Below are 15,523 nucleotides of genomic sequence, written 5' to 3' on the forward strand. Positions count from 1 at the left end.
TCTTCGCCAGTTCCGGGGTCGTCCGCAGGGCCTCTGCCTGGGACCGGCCCTCCTCGCGAGAAGTTGGACGTGACCCTGTGAACATCACCCCGCCCCCGGACCCCGTGACAACGCTGGCCGACCCCGGCACTCCCTTCGCCGTCGTCGACGTGCACAAGACCCTGGGCAACATCGAGCGACTGGCGAAGCGGGCCGAGCGGCTCGGAGTCGCCCTGCGGCCGCACATGAAGACGGCCAAGAGCCTCGACATCGCTGCCCTGATGCACGATGGCCCGCCGTGTCCGGTCACGGTCTCCACCCTCGCCGAAGCCGAGGCGTTCGCCGACGGCGGCTACACCGACATCACGTACGCCGTCGGCATCGACCCGCACAAGTTGCCCCGCGTCGTCGCCCTCCTGCGCCGCGGCGTCACCGTACGTGTGCTGCTCGACAGCAGCGAACAGGCCGCCTCCGTCGCCCACGCCGCCAGAGAAGCGGGCCTCGCCGTCCCGGCGCAGATCGAGATCGACTGCGACGGCCACCGCGGCGGCCTCGAACCCGACGCCCCCGGACTCATCGGCATCGGCCGCGTCCTGCACGAGGCCGGATGCCTCGACGGTGTTCTGACCCACGCGGGCGAGTCCTACTTCGCCCGCACCCCCGAGGAACAGCGCCTGGCGGCCAGGAACGAACGCGACACCGCGGTCACGGCGGCGGAGCGGCTGCGCGCCGCCGGGCTGCCCGTCCGCACGGTCAGCGTCGGCTCCACGCCGACCGCCCACGCGGCGGAGGATCTCACCGGCGTCACCGAACTCCGTGCCGGCAACTACGTGTTCTTCGACCTGGTCATGGCCGGTCTGGGCGTCTGTCGAGTGGAGGACCTCGCCCTTTCGGTGGCCGTGACCGTCATCGGCCACCGTCCCGAACACGGCCGGATCGTCACCGACGGCGGGTGGATGGCCATGTCCCGGGACCGCGGCACCGCCGGCCAGGCCCAGGACCAGGGCTACGGCCTGGTCCTCGACCTGGCCGGAAACCTGATCCCGAACCTGGTCATGAGTGCCGCGAGCCAGGAGCACGGCACCCTCACCACCCGCGACGGCGCCGACCTGCCCGACCTGCCCATCGGCACCCGGCTGCGCGTCCTGCCAAACCACGCGTGCGCGACCGCGGCCCAGTTCCGCGGCTACCACGTCATCGACAGCGCCCTGACCTCGGACGCCGCGCCCGCCATCCAGGCCGACTGGGAGCGCGTCACCGGCTGGTGACCAGCGGCAGGACCACTCTCACCCGGCCGCCCCGACCCGCTCAAGGACACCCCATGACCACTGCCCTGCCCGTGACCTTCGACGACGTCCGCGCCGCCGCCGCACGCCTCGACGGCATCGCCCACCGCACCCCCGTGCTCACCTCCCGGACTCTCGACTCCCTGGTCGGCGCGGAGGTGTTCATCAAGTGCGAGAACTTCCAGCGCATCGGCGCGTTCAAGTTCCGCGGTGCCTACAACGCCGCCGCACAGCTGCCCCCGGCCGACTGGCCAAGGGCATCGCCGCATACTCCTCCGGCAACCATGCCCAGGCCACCGCACTGGCCGCCCGGGAACTCGGCACCAGCGCCGTCATCCTGATGCCCGAGGACACCCCGCGCTCCAAGCGGGAGGCAACCATCGGCTACGGCGCTGAAGTCGTCACCTACGACCGCTACACCCAGGACCGCACCGCGCTCGGCGAGGCACTCGCCGCCGAGCGCGGCCTCGCGCTCATCCCTCCCTACGACCACCCGCACGTCATCGCCGGCCAGGGCACCGCGGCCCTCGAACTTCTCGAGGAGACAGGGGGACTGGACGCTCTCGTCGCGCCCGTCGGAGGTGGCGGCCTCATGGCCGGAAGCGCCATCACAGCAAAGACGCTCCACCCCGGTATCCACGTCGTCGGCGTCGAGCCCGACACCGGCGACGACACCAAGCGCTCCCTGGAAGCCGGCGAGCGCGTCACCATCCCCGTGCCCCGGACCCTCGCCGACGGACAGGCTCTCCCGACCCCCGGCGAGATCACGTTCGCCGTCAACCGGCACCTCGTGGACGGCATCGCGCTCGTCAGCGACGACGAGATCCGCGACGCCATGCGCTTCGCCTTCGAACGACTCAAGATCGTCCTCGAACCCAGCGGCGCGACCGCCCTGGCCGCCCTCCTCGCCGGACACGTCGGCCGCCGCCCCCGGCGGATCGGCGTCATCGCCTCCGGAGGAAACATCGACACCCAGCGATTCACCGACATCATCAACGGCTGACAGAGCCGACTACCTGGTGAGCCGGGTCGCGAGGTGGTACGCGACGGTGACGTCCTGGTACTCCTGACCGGGAGCGACCGGGTCCGACAGGTGGGTGCGGTCGCTGTGGCTCGTCGACTCCCGCTTCCCGGTGCCGGGGAAGCGGACAGCTGTTTGGGGCTCCCGAGTGAAGCGGAGCCGTTCGGCGTGGACCGTCGACCGGAACGAGATGTCCTCCACCGGGCTCCCGGCCCCCGCGCCTCGGTTTCAGGGCGGCTCAGCAGACTCCTCAGGCTCCGCAGGCTTCCTGGCGGCTTGACGGCGACTGGTCCTGGGCGGCAGCTTCCCGTCGTCTCCGCGTCCCCGGCGCGTGCGGGTGCCGGCTTGGCCCCGGCCGGCCCGGCCCCGCTCGGCCGAATCAGCCGGCTCGGCCCCTTCCGCGGTGCCGCCCACCACCTCGCCGGCGCTTCCGACGGTCCGGCTCGCCTCCTGGCCGACGTCCTCCACCGCGCTCCCTGCCCCGGCGGCCACGTCCCGGGCAGCGGCTCCGGCTTCCTGCCCCACGTCCTGTACGGCCGCTCCGGCGCCCTGGCCCACGTCCCGGACGGCGGTTCCGGCACCCCGGCCGACCTCCTGGGCGGCCCTCCCGGCACCCGTGCCCACCTCTCCCACGGCCTGACGGGCTCCGCCGCCGACGTCCTGGACGGCGGACCCGATTCCACGCGCCAGCTCGTGCAGCAGCTCCGGGTTGCGGTCGAGCGTGGTGAGGACTCGATCGATGATCTTTGCGACGTTGTGGAGTCGCACTTTGAGCTGGGCCTGGGCCTCGACGCCCGAGATGCCCAGGTGTACCTGGCCGAGGGTGACGTCGGCGCCCACGTTCAGTTTGAGCAGATCCAGCACCTCGGCCTGCAGCGAGACATGCGCCCGCAGGTCCTCGACGTCCAGGTCGATCTCGTCGACCTTCAGGATCGGAACGTCGAGGAAGACGTCGGGGCTCACAGCGGCCGCGTCCTCCTCGTCGAATGCCTCGGGACCGGCGTACTCGTCACTGCCCTCGGCGTCGAGTTCCTCATCGTGCTCGTCGTACTCCTCGACGGAGCCCTCGTCGTTCTCGGCGTTGCCGCGCATCGCCACGCCTCCGCGCTTTTGGCGTATATTTTGACCATTTTCATCCATTATGTGGATCGATGCGCGGTCAGGGCATCTCGATCGGTGCGCGATCAGCGCATCTCGGTCGGTCGGCTGCGCACAGGGCGGTGGGCTTCCGCGTCGGCGATGCCGGGACGCGGAAGCCCACCCATGAGGACCCGATCCGTCAGGCTCAGGCTTTGGACTGCATGTCGCGCCGTGCGGGATTGCCCTGCTCGGCGGCCTTCGGATCCTTCTCGCCCACCTTGGCGCGCACTCCCTGAGCGATGCGCTCGCCGATGGTCTCGTCGATGTTCGACCAGTACTCGAAGGCCCGCTTGAGGACGGGTTCTGAGACGCCGTTGAGGAGATGACCGACGACGTTGTCGACCAGACGGTCGCGCGCGGCGTCGTCCAGGACCTCGCGCACCATGGTGCGCGGCTGGCCCCAGTCGTCGTCCTCGGGATGGCTGACGTAGGCCGCGCGGGTGATGGAGCCGTCGGCTTCCCAGCTGGGCGGGGAGTAGCGTGCGGTGTTGGCCGAGGGGCCGCCCTTGGAGTTGGGGGCGTACACCGGGTCGGTGGTCTTCCGGTACGCCATCGCCCCGTCCTTGGAGTAGGTGTGGACGTCCACGACGGGGGCGTTCACCGGAAGCTGCTGGTAGTTGCCGCCGATCCGGTGGCGGTGCGCGTCCGCGTAGGAGAACAGACGGGCCAGCAGCATCCGGTCCGGGCTGGGGCCGATGCCGGGGACGAGGTTGTTGGGCTGGAAGGCCGCCTGCTCGATCTCCGCGTGGTTGTCCGTCGGGTTGCGGTCGAGCGTCATACGCCCGACCGGGATCAGCGGGTAGTCGCCGTGCGGCCACACCTTGGTGAGGTCGAAGGGGTTGAAGCGGTAGCCCGCGGCCTCCTCGTACGGCATCACCTGCACGTGCAGGGTCCAGCTGGGGAAGTCGCCGTCGCGGATGTGCTCGAACAGATCGCGGGTGTGGTAGTCCGTGTCGGCGGCGGCCATCTGGTCGGCCTCGTGCTGGGTGAAGTACTCGATGCCCTGGTCGGTCTTGAAGTGGTACTTGACCCAGAAACGCTCGCCGGCGGCGTTGATCCACATGTAGGTGTGGGAGGTGTAGCCGTTCATGTGGCGCCAGGTCCGCGGGATGCCGCGGTCGCCCATCAGCCAGGTGACCTGGTGGGCGGACTCGGGGGAGAGCGTCCAGAAGTCCCACTGCATGTCGTGGTCGCGCAGGTTGTTGTCGGCACGGCGTTTCTGGGAGCGGATGAAGTGCTGGAACTTCATCGGGTCCTTCACGAAGAACACCGGCGTGTTGTTGCCGACCATGTCGTAGTTGCCTTCGCTGGTGTAGAACTTCACCGCGAAGCCGCGCGGGTCGCGCCAGGTGTCCGGGCTGCCGCGCTCACCCGCGACGGTCGAGAAGCGGGTGACCAGGTCGGTGCGTGTGCCTGGCTGGAAGACGGCCGCCTTCGTGTAGGCGCTCACGTCGTGGGTCACCTCGAAGTGACCGAACGCGCCGCTCCCCTTGGCGTGCGGCTGACGCTCGGGGATCCGCTCCCGGTTGAACTGCGCCATCTGCTCGATCAGATAGGCGTCCTGAAGCAGGATCGGACCGGCGGGTCCCACGGTGAGCGAATGCTCGTCGCTCTCGACCGGGGCGCCGGAATCGGTCGTGGTGACAGGTGAGGTCTCCGTCATGAGTCTGCCTTTCGTCGTACGGAGCAGCGGCGAACCAGGCACGCTGCCCGCGCCCGGAGCCTGTCGGCCCCGTCCAGGCCAGGTGACCTTCATCGGCCGCCACAAACATCGCTTTCGCGACCAATGCGTTGATCTTTCTGGAGCCATGTCTGCCTTGCCGCTGACCGGTTTGCCCGACGAGGCCGAAGAAGCCCTCTCTTGCGGACACCTTCTCGCCCGGATGGGTGCGGATCCCGGATGTCAGGTGTCGAACTCCTGGTCGCGAGTCTCCGGGAGGGCCAGCAGGCACAGCAGGCTCAGCAGACAGAGGCCGCCGGTGTAGAAGCCCAGGACGAGCGGGGAATCCCAGCGGCTGTTCAGCCAGGTGGCGACCAGCGGGGCGAAGCCGCCGCCGAGGGTGTTGGCGAGGATGAAGGCCGCGGAGGCTCCGCTGTAGCGCAGCCGGGCGGGGAACAGCTCGGGGAGGAACGCCGCCACCGGGGAGAACATGAGTGCGAGCAGCATGAGTCCGACCGTGTAGGCGCCGGTGATCAGCCAGGCGTCACGCGAGCTCAGGGAGGCGTACATGGGTACGGCCCACAGCACGCAACCGACGGCTCCGGTCAGCATCACCGGGCGGCGGCCGATCCGGTCGGAGAGCCTGGCGACCGGGAGGGTGATGGCGATGCCGGCCGCGGCACCGATGCTCGCGGCGGTCAGCATCGTGTTCTGAGGGATGCCCAGTTCTTTCGGGCCGTACGAGAGGCTGTAGACGATCGTCAGGTAGTAGACGGCCGAACCGCCGATCGCCGCGCCGGTGCCGAGCAGCAGCCGGCCGGGGTACCGCTTGAGGAGGGTGGCCAGCGGGAAGCGGGACTCCGGTGCCGGGACCCCCACCTGCGCTGTGCGATGCGCCGCGTCGCGGAATACGGGTGACTCGGAGACCGTCGTGCGGACCCACAGGCCGATCAGGACGAGCGCGGTGCTGAGCAGGAACGGGACGCGCCAGGCCCAGTCGGTGAAGCCGTCCCGGCCCGCGATGTGGAGCGTGGGCAGGATGACGGCGCTGGACAGCAGGAAGCCGAGTGAGGGGCCGGCCTGCGGGACGGACGCGTACAGCGCGCGGCGGCCGGGCGGTGCGTGCTCGGCGGCGAGCAGCACCGCCCCGCCCCACTCGCCGCCCATGCTGAGACCCTGGAGCAGACGGAGTGTCACCAGCAGGACGGGAGCGAGGAGTCCGGCGGTCTCGTACGTGGGCAGCAGCCCGACGCCGACCGTGGCCACGCCCATCAGTAAGAGGGAGGAGACCAGGGCCTGTCTTCGGCCGAGCCGGTCACCGATCGTCCCGAACAGGACGACGCCGAGGGGCCGGGACAGAAACGCCGCGGCGAAGGTGAGGAACGCGGCGAGTGAGGAGACGGCGGGGTTGCCGGAGGGGAAGAAGGCGGGGCCGAGGACGAGTGCGGAGGCCGTGCCGTACACGGCGAAGTCGTAGTACTCGATCGTGGTGCCGACCAGGCTCGCGACGGCGACTCGCGGGGCCTCGGTCCTCGCGGTGGCTTTCTCTGTCGTCTTGGACAGTGATTCGGGCATGGGAAGTCACCCTAGGCCCGGAAATTCGAATTCGACAAGGAAGCGTCAGGGAAATCCGGTCGTCCGAATTGTCGAACGAGACCGGAGGGGTGGCGGAATAATTGTCGGCCGTTTACACGTGGAATCCGCAACAAAGCGCCCGAGCCTCCACGAACAGCACCTACCTGCGGTCGTCAATCCCGCTGCACCTGTCGCATTGCTGTCAATATTCATGCCAAGTTCTGCATAAATATTGACCGGTGATCACACCTTGCCAACCGGTGGCCGCACGGGAAATGCTCACAGCGGCGCAACTTGAAAGTTCTACGACCATCGTTTTTCGGACTTTAATGCGGCCACCGGCTGGGGAGGCGTATTACCCATGCTGAAATCCGGCAAGTTATTACGCTTGAGGAGACTTTCGCCGGCGGGTGACGGCCGGCATCTGCTCGTTCCTCTCGATCACAGCGTTTCGGACGGCCCCATCGTCCCCGCCGGCAAGTGGGACGACCTGCTCCGGGCGCTGGTGGACGGCGGGGCCGACGGGGTCATCGTCCACAAGGGACGCGCCCGTGCCTTCGCGCCGGACATCCTCAAGAACTGCGCCCTGGTGGTGCACTTGAGCGCCAGTACCGCCTGTTCCGCCGACGTCCACGCCAAGGTGCTGGTCGCCGATGTCGAGGAGGCCCTGCGGCTCGGAGCGGACGCGGTCAGCGTCCATGTGAACATCGGCTCGGACACCGAAGCGCGGCAACTCTCCGACCTGGGGGCGGTGGCCCGTTCCTGCGACGCATGGGGCATGCCGCTGATCGCGATGGTCTACCCTCGCGGCCCCCGGATCGAGGACCCGCGCGATCCCGCCCTCCTGGCCCACCTGGCCAACGTCGCCGCGGACCTGGGCGCGGACATGGTGAAGACCTCCGTCGCCCTGCCGCTCGAGCGGATGGCGGAGGTGGTGGCGGGCAGCCCCATTCCCGTCCTCGCGGCAGGGGGGCCGCCGGACGGCTCCGACCTCGTCGAGTACGGCACCGCCGTGATGGCCACCGGCTGCCGGGGACTGGCCGTCGGTCGGCGGATCTTCTCGGCCCCCTCGCCCGCCTCCCTGGTGGCGCGTCTCGCCGCGGTCGTGCACGGCGGCGACGGCGTTTCGCATGACATGAGCATGACTAGTCCCTCGACGTTCGTGGCAGGAGTCGCATGAGGTTCGCATGGATCGATCTGCGGGAAGTCCCCGGCCGGCAGCTCCAGGCGGTGGTCGACGCGGCCGTCCACGCCCGGATGGGCGGAGTGGTGGCCGCCGATGCCGAGCTGCTCGAGACCCTGCCCCCCACCGTCACCCGGGTGCTCGCGCCCGAGGGCCAGAGCCCGGCCGCCACGAAGAAGCCCGGTGACAAAGAAGGGAAGGGGACGGGCACGGCCGGGAAGGCTCCCGGCGCCAAGGAGGCGAAGGGCACCGCAGACGCCGGGTTCCCGTCCGAGTCCGGAAGCTCTGCGCCCGGCCCCGGAATCGACGTCCTGCTGCGGAGGTTCGGCACCGAGGACGAGCTGGACGCCCTCGCCGCCGGCAACCGCGCCGCCGGGGGCACACCCGCCGCCGGCATCGTCGACGTACGGGACGACCGCACACTTCAGCTGTCGTGCGCCGGTGCCATGAAACTGCCGTACACCGTCATCCACTTCGCCGACCCGACCAAGATCCCGCTGGAGATCGTGCTGGCCGCCGCCGAGTCCGCGGACGGCAAGCTGGTGACCGTCGTCGACGGCCTGGAGGAGGCGGCGATCGTCTTCGACGTGCTGGAGCGCGGCTCGGACGGCATCCTGTACGCGCCCCGCAGCGCCGACGAGGTGTTCGCACTGGCACGGCTGCTGCAGGCCACCACACCCCAGCTGGAGCTGTCCACGCTGACCGTGGAGAGCATCCGGCACGTCGGGCTCGGCGACCGGGTCTGCGTGGACACCTGCTCGCACTTCGAGGAGGACGAGGGCATCCTCGTCGGCTCGTACTCCTCCGGCTTCGTCCTGTGCTGCAGCGAGACCCACCCGCTGCCGTACATGCCGACCCGGCCGTTCCGGGTCAACGCCGGGGCCCTGCACTCGTACACCCTCGGACCGGACAACCGCACCAACTACCTGAGCGAGGTGGGCTCCGGCAGCGTCCTGCTGGCGGTCGGAGCCGACGGCCGAACCCGGCGGGTCGTCGTCGGCCGCGCCAAGCTGGAGTCCCGGCCGCTGCTGGAGATCCGCACCCACGCCGAGGACGGACGGCTGGTCAGCCTGACCGTGCAGGACGACTGGCACGTACGGGTGCTCGGCCCGGGCGGTAAGGTCCTCAACGTCACCGAACTGCGCACCGGTGACGAACTGCTCGGCTACCTGGCCACGGACAAGCGCCATGTCGGCCTGCCCATCGGCGAGTTCTGCAAGGAGGTCTGAGGCCTCATGCGCGAACTCGCGACAGACCCGGCCGACTCGATGGGCTCCCTGGTCCAGCGTCTGTTCGACGCGCACGACGACGACCTGCCGTTCCTGATACACCGACAGGAAACGCTGAACCGAGCGGAGTTACGTGAGCGGGTGGTCAAACAGGCCGCTGTGTTCGCCGGATACGGCATCGGCCCGGACAGCACCGTGGGCCTGCGGACACCGCCCAGCTTCACCCAAGTGGAGGTGCTGCTCGCGCTGTGGCGGCTCGGCGCCCAGGTGCTGCTCTTCGACTTCCGGCTCAAACCGGCCGAGGTGGAGGCCCTCTGCGCGGTCTGCCGGCCGCAGTTCCTCGTCGGCGCCGGGTCCAACGTCCGGGCGACCTTCGGCTTCCGGCCCGAGTACGAGGTCACCACCGAGTGCCGCAGGCCCGGCCGGCCGGCCGCCACCGGGCACCGGCTGGTGCAGTTCAGCTCGGGCTCCACGGGACGGCCGAAGGTGATCGGCAGGACCGTCCGGTCGCTCGCCGCCGAGGTGGACGCGTTCGCCGCGGTTCCCCGCATGCCGGGAGAGGGCGACCGGCTGCTGCTGCTCAGTTCGACGGCGCACAGCTTCGGCCTGATCGGCGGACTGCTGTACTCGCTGGCGGCCGGTGTCTCCGTGGTGTTCGCGCCCCGTGTCTCCGCCCGCGACATCCTGCGGACCGCGGTGGACCACCGGGTCACCGCCCTGTTCGGAGTGCCGGCGCACTTCGAACTGCTCGCGGCCGCCCTCGATCCGCCCGCCCTGCCCGAGCTGCGGATCGCGGTGTCGGGCGGCGAGCTGATGCCACCGCCGGTCGCGGCGCGGTTCGCCGAACGGTACGGCGTCCCGGTCGGCGAGGCCTACGGCACCACCGAGACCGGCATCGTCGCCATCGACGTCGCCGGCGCGCTGCGGCCCTCGGTCGGCCGGGCCGCGCCGGGCGTGGTCGTACGCCAGTACCGGGGCGAACTGGACGTGGCGCTGGCCGAGTCGCCGTATCTCTTCGACTCGGGCGGTACGCAGTACGCGGACGGCTGGCTGCACACCCGGGACCGGGCCACCGTGGACGACACCGGGGCGGTCAGCGTGCACGGCCGGGCCGACTCGCTCGTCGTGATCGGCGGTCTGAAGGTGGATCTGACCGAGGTCGAGCAGGTGCTCCGCGAGCACCCGGCGGTCGAGCAGGCGGTCCTGGTCCACGAGGGCGTGACCGAGGCGTATGTCGCGGTGGCCGCCGGCGCCGAGTCACCTTCCGCCGAGGAACTGCTGCGGTGGTGCCGGGAGCGGCTGGCCGACTACAAGCTGCCGCGGGTGATCCGGCTGCTGGAGACCCTGCCGCGTACGTCCAACGGGAAGCTGCTGCGCCAGGCGGCGGCGTTGCAGGCGGCGGCGAGCGCTGCGTCGTAGGCCGGCCCGGCCCGCCCGGACACCTTCCCCATGATTGCCCCGATCTCCCCGATTGCCCTGATTCCCCACCGGTACTTCTCACTGGAGTTCTCCGACCATGAGCACATCGACCCTGGAAGAAGAGATCCGCGAGTTCGTCCTGACCGCGGTGATCGACGAGATGAACATCCTGACCAGCCGTGAGGGCATCACCGACGACAGCCCGGTGACCGTCGGCGGGCTGGACGTCGACTCACTCAGCCTGATCGAGCTCACGATGCGGCTGGAGTCCCGGTTCGGCGTGGAGATCCCGGACACCGACATCGAGCCGCTGGCCTCCCTCACCCTCGGCGGACTCGTCGCCGAGGTCGTCCGACGCGGTGCGCGGGCATGAGCACGGAAGCCTCGACGTCCCCCATCACCACTGACACCGTCCGCCAGTTGCTGTCGGACCGCAAGGTCTTCCCCGGGCTGCCCGACGACCTCGGCGAGGACGCCGAACTGGTCCTGGACTCCCTCGGGCTGGTGTGGCTGCTCCATGTGGTCGAGGAGCGCTACGGCCTGGTCGTCGAGCCCACCGACGAGGACATCGCCGGGCTGACCTCGCTGCGGCGGCTCACCGGATATCTGCGCGCGGCGCAGACCGGCCGGGTGGAAGAGGGAGGCCGGGATGAGCGGTGACGTGACGATCACCGGCTTCGGCCTACGCACCGCGTTCGGCACGGGCGCCGACGCCCTGCGGCGCGGGGTCTTCGCGGGGATCCCCGCCTTCCGCCCCACCACGCGGTTCGACACCAGCCCGTACCGCACGCCCATGGCTGCGGCCGCCCCCGACGGACCCGACGCGGTCGAGGACTGGGCGCTGCGTCACGCACTCGCCCGCTGCGGCGAGGAAGCTTTCGACATGGCCGGCCTCGGCCCGGGCACGGAGGCGGCGACCCTGCTCGGGGTCGCGGGCGACCACATGAGCGTCACGCGGTACTGGCGGAGGCGGACGGGGGAAGCGACGTCCGTATCGGGGCGCCGGGGCGTCGTTCCGAACGGCGTCGCCGGTGAGGGCGCGGGCCGGAACGAGGACGCTGTCCCGAACGATGCTGCCGACGAGGGCGTAGCCCCGAAGGCGGGGGAGCTGTCCCGGGGTGGGCCTGATGCCGAGCCGGACGTGGGTGCGGCGCGGTTCGCCGACGCCGTTCCCGCCCGGCTCGCCGAGTTGCTGGCCGGGCACCTCGGGCTGACCGGGCCCCGGCTCACTTTCACCAACGCCTGTGTCGCCTCCTCCGCCGCGATCATCCACGCCTGCCGGCTGATCTCCTCCGGCCGGATCGACGTGGCGGTCTGCGCGGGCGGGTACCTCGTGGAGGAGGAGACCTTCGGCAAGTTCGACTCCGGCCGGGCGCTCTCCCGCGACGGCATGGTGCGCCCGTTCAGCGCCGACCGCAGCGGGCTGCTGCTCGGCGACGGAGTCGCGGCCGTCGTACTGGAGTCCGCCGAGCACGCCCGGCGGCGTGGTGCCCGGCCGCTGGCGTCCGTGCCGGGCTGGGGCGCGGCGACGGACGCCCACCACATCGCCCAGCCGCATCCGGAGGGGGCCGGCCTGGCGCAGGCCGCACGGCAGGCGCTGCGGCTGGCCGGCGACCCGGACGGAGCGGCCCTCGGCTACGTCAACGCCCACGGCACCGGCACCCGCTACAACGACGGCGCCGAGACCCGGGGGCTGCGAGCCGCCCTCGGGGAGCGGGCCGGGTCGATCCCGGTGAGCTCGACCAAGAGCACCACCGGGCACCTCCTGGAGGCGGCGGGCATCGTGGAGTTCGTCATCACGATGCTGACGTTGACGGACGGTGTGCTGCCGCCGACCGCCGGATTCACCCTGCCCGACCCGGAATGCGACCTCGACTACGTGCCGAACCGGCCGCGCCGGGCCGACCCACGCCGGGCCCTCACCATCAACGCCGCCTTCGGGGGCGCCAACACCGCACTCGTACTGGAGCGGCCGTGACGACGGACAAGCCCGTACCGCGCTCTCCCCTCGGCATCCTGGCGAGCGCCACCGCGACCCACGGCACCGGGCACCCGGACGACATCGCGCTGCCGAGGCTGCCCGGCTTCGTGGAGTCGGCGTTCAGCCCGCTGGCGTACGAGGTCGCCGGGCGCTGCCTGGCCGAACGGACCGATGGGGGCACCTCCCGCTCATGGGGGTCCCCCCGCGCGAGCGAAGCCGAGAGTGGGGGAGAAGCCGAGAGTGAGGAAGGCTCCCGGACCGCCGTGGCGCTGGCCGGCCTGATGGGCGACACGACCACCGCCGATCTGGCCAGCCGCCGTATGGTCGCCGGGCGGGTCCACAACCCGCTGCTGTTCATGCAGGCCACCCCCAACTCCGTACTGGGCCACATGAGCCGGGAGTTCGGGATCACCGGGCAGATGTTCAGCCTCTCCACCCTCGACGACGCGCTGACCGAACTGCTGGCCATGGCGGATCTCCTGCTGGAGGACCCGGAACTGGACCGGGTGCTGGTGCTGGGCGTGGAGCTGGGCGGCGGCGAGCGGGCCGCCGCCGTGTACCAGGAACTGGCCGTCGGCGACCACCCGTTGGCGGACCTCCCCGCGAACGCCGGCAGGGCGGCAGCGCTGCTGCTCGCCCGTCCCGGCGCCGGGGCTCCCGTCACGGTCCGGGCGGACGAGACACACGGCCGTGACACCGGGACCGGCGCCTGCCCCGGAAGCATCCAGGGCCTCTTCGATCTGGCCGCCGGCCACCGGCGGCTGGCGCGGGACGGCGGCGGCCACCTCCTGGTGACCCGGCCGCAGACGCCCGCGTTCGTCCTCACGGCCGACTCCGAGGCAAGGAAGGAGACGGAGACCCATGCTCATCAGCAGGCAGGAGCGCGCCCGGATCTGCTCCGACACCGAACTGGGCGCAGGTAACGTCCTGGAGCGCCTGACGGCGTACGGCCGCCCGCTCGACGAGCCGGTGCTGCGCACGGACGGCGGCTGGCAGGCCCCGGACGGCAGCCGTCCGCGGATGCTGACGCTCGGGCAGCTGACCGAGGCCGCCGAGACCTACGCGGGCTGGTACGCGGCCCGAGGAGTGCGGCCCCGCGACCCGGTCGCCGTGCACTCCCACTCCAGCACCGAGTTCGCGGTGAACTTCCTGGCGCTGACGTCCCTCGGCGCGATTCCCTCGTTCGTCAACGGCGACCTGGCCCCGGAGACCGCCCGGCAGTACGTGCGGGGACAGGGCGCGGTGGGCGCCTTCACGGACCCGGAGCACCATGCGCTGCTGTCGGGATCGGGGCTCGGGTTCTGCGTCACCGCCGCCGGCATCCGGCCCGGGGACCGCACGGCCCTGCCGCCGTCGTACCCGTACCGGCACGACCCCACCGACCCGGTGCTCATCTCGCACTCGTCGGGAACCACAGGCATGCCCAAGGGGGTTCCGCACACCCACAGGACGCTGATGTACGCGCAGCTGCACCGGCTGCGCTACTCCACCGGGACCGACATGGAGCGCACCCTGGTCGGGCTGCCGGGCGCGCACAACGCCATGGTGGCGACCCTGCTGTACTGCCTGTTGCTCCGCACCGACATCAAACTGCTCTCCAGCCGGCGCGGTACCGATGTGCTGGACGCCATCGAGGAGTACCGGCCGACCACGGTGCTGGCCTTCGCCGGGACCTTCGGCGAGATGGCCGCACAAGACCTGACGAGGCGCCACCTCGACAGCGTCCAGGTGTGGTTCAACACCGGGGACGCGGCGCACGAGGCGCACATCCGGGCCCTGGTGCGGTACGGCAGCCACGAGAGGATCGGGCGCGATCTGCGGCGTACCCGGGTCGAGGGCTCCGTCTTCGTGGACGGGCTCGGCTCGTCCGAAGCGGGCTACTCCGTCTTCCACAACCGGCACACCAAGGACACCTCGGCCTACTCGCGCTGCGTCGGCAAGCCGATCAGCTTCGCCGAAGCCGCCGTGCTCGCCGAGGACGGCACCCCGCTGCCGCCGGGGCGGATCGGCCGCCTCGGCCTGAAGTCGCCGACACTCACGCCCGGTTACTGGAACGACTCGCTGACCTGGAACCGGCTGCGGCTGGGCGGCTACTGGCTCACCGGGGACCTCGCCCACCAGGACGAGGACGGCAACTTCTACCACCTCGACCGGGCGCCGGACGCGATCCGGACCCCCGACGGAATCCTGTTCAGCACCCGGACCGAGGAACTGCTCCTGCGGGAACTGCCCGAACTGGCCGACTGCACGGTCGTCGGGGTGGCCCCCGAGGGCGTGCGGGCGGACTGGGACGGCGAGGGAGAGGCCGAGGCGTACGCGCTGCTCCAACTCGCGGACGACGACGCCCGGGCCGGTGAGGGCGAGGCGTGGACCGAGCGGGTCAACGCGGTCCTGGCGGCCGCCGGGTTCCCGCTGGTGGCCCGGGCCCTGCGGACGGAACCCGACGAGGTGCCCAAGGGCGCCACGGGCAAGGTACTCAAACGCGTGATGCGCGACCGGTTCGCCGCCAGGGGGCAAGAGTGAGGGACGACGAAACGAACCACCGCGCGCAGACGGTGGACGCGTACCGGCTGTGGTGGCAGCACGACGCCCACTGGTACCAGGGGGTGGCCGGGCGCTTCGGGCAGGAGACCGCCAACGAGATCAACGCGGAGGCGATGCGCAAGGTGGCCGTGCACGTCGGGCAGCGCGTCGCCCGCCGGTCGGGCCCGCTGCCCGACAGCGGCGACACCGGCAAGGACCTGGAGGAACTGCGCCGCCGCTACGACGAGTGCGGTGACCGCATGTTCCCTCCCGAACTGCGCAACGCCTCCACCGAAGTGGAGAGCGACGACACGATCGTCCTCACGCTGCGGCGGAACTTCGCCATCACCATGGTGCGGATGGCCGGTTCGCTGGAGGGCTACCGGTGCCCCTGCACCGACATCCACGCGGGCTGGTCCGAGGGGCTCGGCGTGACCCTGACCGAGAACCGGGCCGAGAGCTGTCTGCGCGACGGCGACAAGGCGTGCCGCCTGCTGATGCGGGTCGCCCCGGGTACGGAGGGCTGA

14 protein-coding genes and 1 pseudogene are annotated in these 15,523 nt (G+C 70.9%); 11 read left to right on the top strand and 4 right to left on the bottom strand.

Features of this window, described 5'->3' with window-relative positions; genetic code table 11:
* Window positions 1-77 precede the first annotated feature (77 nt).
* A complete protein-coding gene (locus ACQEV8_RS38770) occupies window positions 78-1,247 on the top strand; it encodes a DSD1 family PLP-dependent enzyme (RefSeq protein ID WP_432970429.1) in 1,170 nt (389 codons plus the stop codon).
* A gap of 53 nt (window positions 1,248-1,300) precedes the next feature.
* Window positions 1,301-2,268 (top strand): annotated as a pseudogene (locus ACQEV8_RS38775) (pyridoxal-phosphate dependent enzyme).
* A 9-nt stretch (window positions 2,269-2,277) separates the two neighbouring features.
* Here the strand turns inward: ACQEV8_RS38775 and ACQEV8_RS38780 are convergent.
* From ACQEV8_RS38780 to ACQEV8_RS38795, 4 genes are all read right to left on the bottom strand, one after another.
* On the bottom strand, window positions 2,278-2,487 hold the full coding sequence (locus tag ACQEV8_RS38780; protein WP_432970432.1) for a hypothetical protein: 210 nt from the start codon (window positions 2,485-2,487) through the stop codon (window positions 2,278-2,280).
* 27 nt (window positions 2,488-2,514) lie between these two features.
* Window positions 2,515-3,378, bottom strand: a complete 864-nt coding sequence (locus ACQEV8_RS38785) for a hypothetical protein (RefSeq protein WP_432970435.1) — start codon at window positions 3,376-3,378, stop codon at window positions 2,515-2,517.
* Window positions 3,379-3,571: 193 nt separating this feature from the next.
* Window positions 3,572-5,089, bottom strand: coding sequence for a catalase (locus ACQEV8_RS38790; protein WP_432970438.1), 1,518 nt, complete (start codon window positions 5,087-5,089; stop codon window positions 3,572-3,574).
* Window positions 5,090-5,329: 240 nt separating this feature from the next.
* The gene (locus ACQEV8_RS38795) at window positions 5,330-6,661 is read right to left on the bottom strand and encodes an MFS transporter (protein ID WP_432970441.1); all 1,332 of its coding nucleotides are present in this window, start codon (window positions 6,659-6,661) and stop codon (window positions 5,330-5,332) included.
* A gap of 361 nt (window positions 6,662-7,022) precedes the next feature.
* Between ACQEV8_RS38795 and ACQEV8_RS38800 the strand changes: the two genes are divergently transcribed.
* The 9 genes from ACQEV8_RS38800 to ACQEV8_RS38840 all read left to right on the top strand — a co-directional run bounded on the left by ACQEV8_RS38800 (window position 7,023) and on the right by ACQEV8_RS38840 (window position 15,523).
* Window positions 7,023-7,841: a 2-amino-3,7-dideoxy-D-threo-hept-6-ulosonate synthase gene (locus ACQEV8_RS38800; RefSeq protein WP_432970444.1), complete on the top strand. Its 819-nt coding sequence runs from the start codon at window positions 7,023-7,025 to the stop codon at window positions 7,839-7,841.
* The gene (locus ACQEV8_RS38805; RefSeq protein WP_432970447.1) at window positions 7,838-9,073 is read left to right on the top strand and encodes a 3-dehydroquinate synthase II family protein; all 1,236 of its coding nucleotides are present in this window, start codon (window positions 7,838-7,840) and stop codon (window positions 9,071-9,073) included. Before ACQEV8_RS38800 ends, ACQEV8_RS38805 begins: the two co-directional genes overlap by 4 nt.
* A 6-nt stretch (window positions 9,074-9,079) precedes the next feature.
* Window positions 9,080-10,492 carry a class I adenylate-forming enzyme family protein gene (locus tag ACQEV8_RS38810; protein WP_432970450.1) on the top strand — a complete coding sequence of 471 codons (1,413 nt, stop codon included), beginning with the start codon at window positions 9,080-9,082 and terminating at the stop codon, window positions 10,490-10,492.
* 97 nt (window positions 10,493-10,589) lie between these two features.
* Entirely contained in the window at window positions 10,590-10,865 is a 276-nt protein-coding gene (locus ACQEV8_RS38815; RefSeq protein WP_031105264.1) for an acyl carrier protein, read from the top strand.
* Complete coding sequence (locus ACQEV8_RS38820; RefSeq protein ID WP_432970455.1) at window positions 10,862-11,152, top strand: acyl carrier protein; 291 nt, start codon at window positions 10,862-10,864, stop codon at window positions 11,150-11,152. Before ACQEV8_RS38815 ends, ACQEV8_RS38820 begins: the two co-directional genes overlap by 4 nt.
* Window positions 11,142-12,470 (top strand): beta-ketoacyl-[acyl-carrier-protein] synthase family protein, encoded by a 1,329-nt coding sequence (locus ACQEV8_RS38825; RefSeq protein WP_432970458.1) that lies wholly within the window; start codon window positions 11,142-11,144, stop codon window positions 12,468-12,470. The genes ACQEV8_RS38820 and ACQEV8_RS38825 overlap by 11 nt, the downstream gene beginning before the upstream one ends.
* Entirely contained in the window at window positions 12,467-13,396 is a 930-nt protein-coding gene (locus tag ACQEV8_RS38830) for a hypothetical protein (RefSeq protein WP_432970461.1), read from the top strand. The genes ACQEV8_RS38825 and ACQEV8_RS38830 overlap by 4 nt, the downstream gene beginning before the upstream one ends.
* Window positions 13,335-14,996: a class I adenylate-forming enzyme family protein gene (locus ACQEV8_RS38835; RefSeq protein ID WP_432970464.1), complete on the top strand. Its 1,662-nt coding sequence runs from the start codon at window positions 13,335-13,337 to the stop codon at window positions 14,994-14,996. Before ACQEV8_RS38830 ends, ACQEV8_RS38835 begins: the two co-directional genes overlap by 62 nt.
* Window positions 14,993-15,523 (top strand): hypothetical protein, encoded by a 531-nt coding sequence (locus tag ACQEV8_RS38840; RefSeq protein ID WP_432970467.1) that lies wholly within the window; start codon window positions 14,993-14,995, stop codon window positions 15,521-15,523. Before ACQEV8_RS38835 ends, ACQEV8_RS38840 begins: the two co-directional genes overlap by 4 nt.

Origin of the sequence: Streptomyces sp. CA-179760, from assembly GCF_050937045.1 — a bacterium.
Classification (GTDB): domain Bacteria; phylum Actinomycetota; class Actinomycetes; order Streptomycetales; family Streptomycetaceae; genus Streptomyces.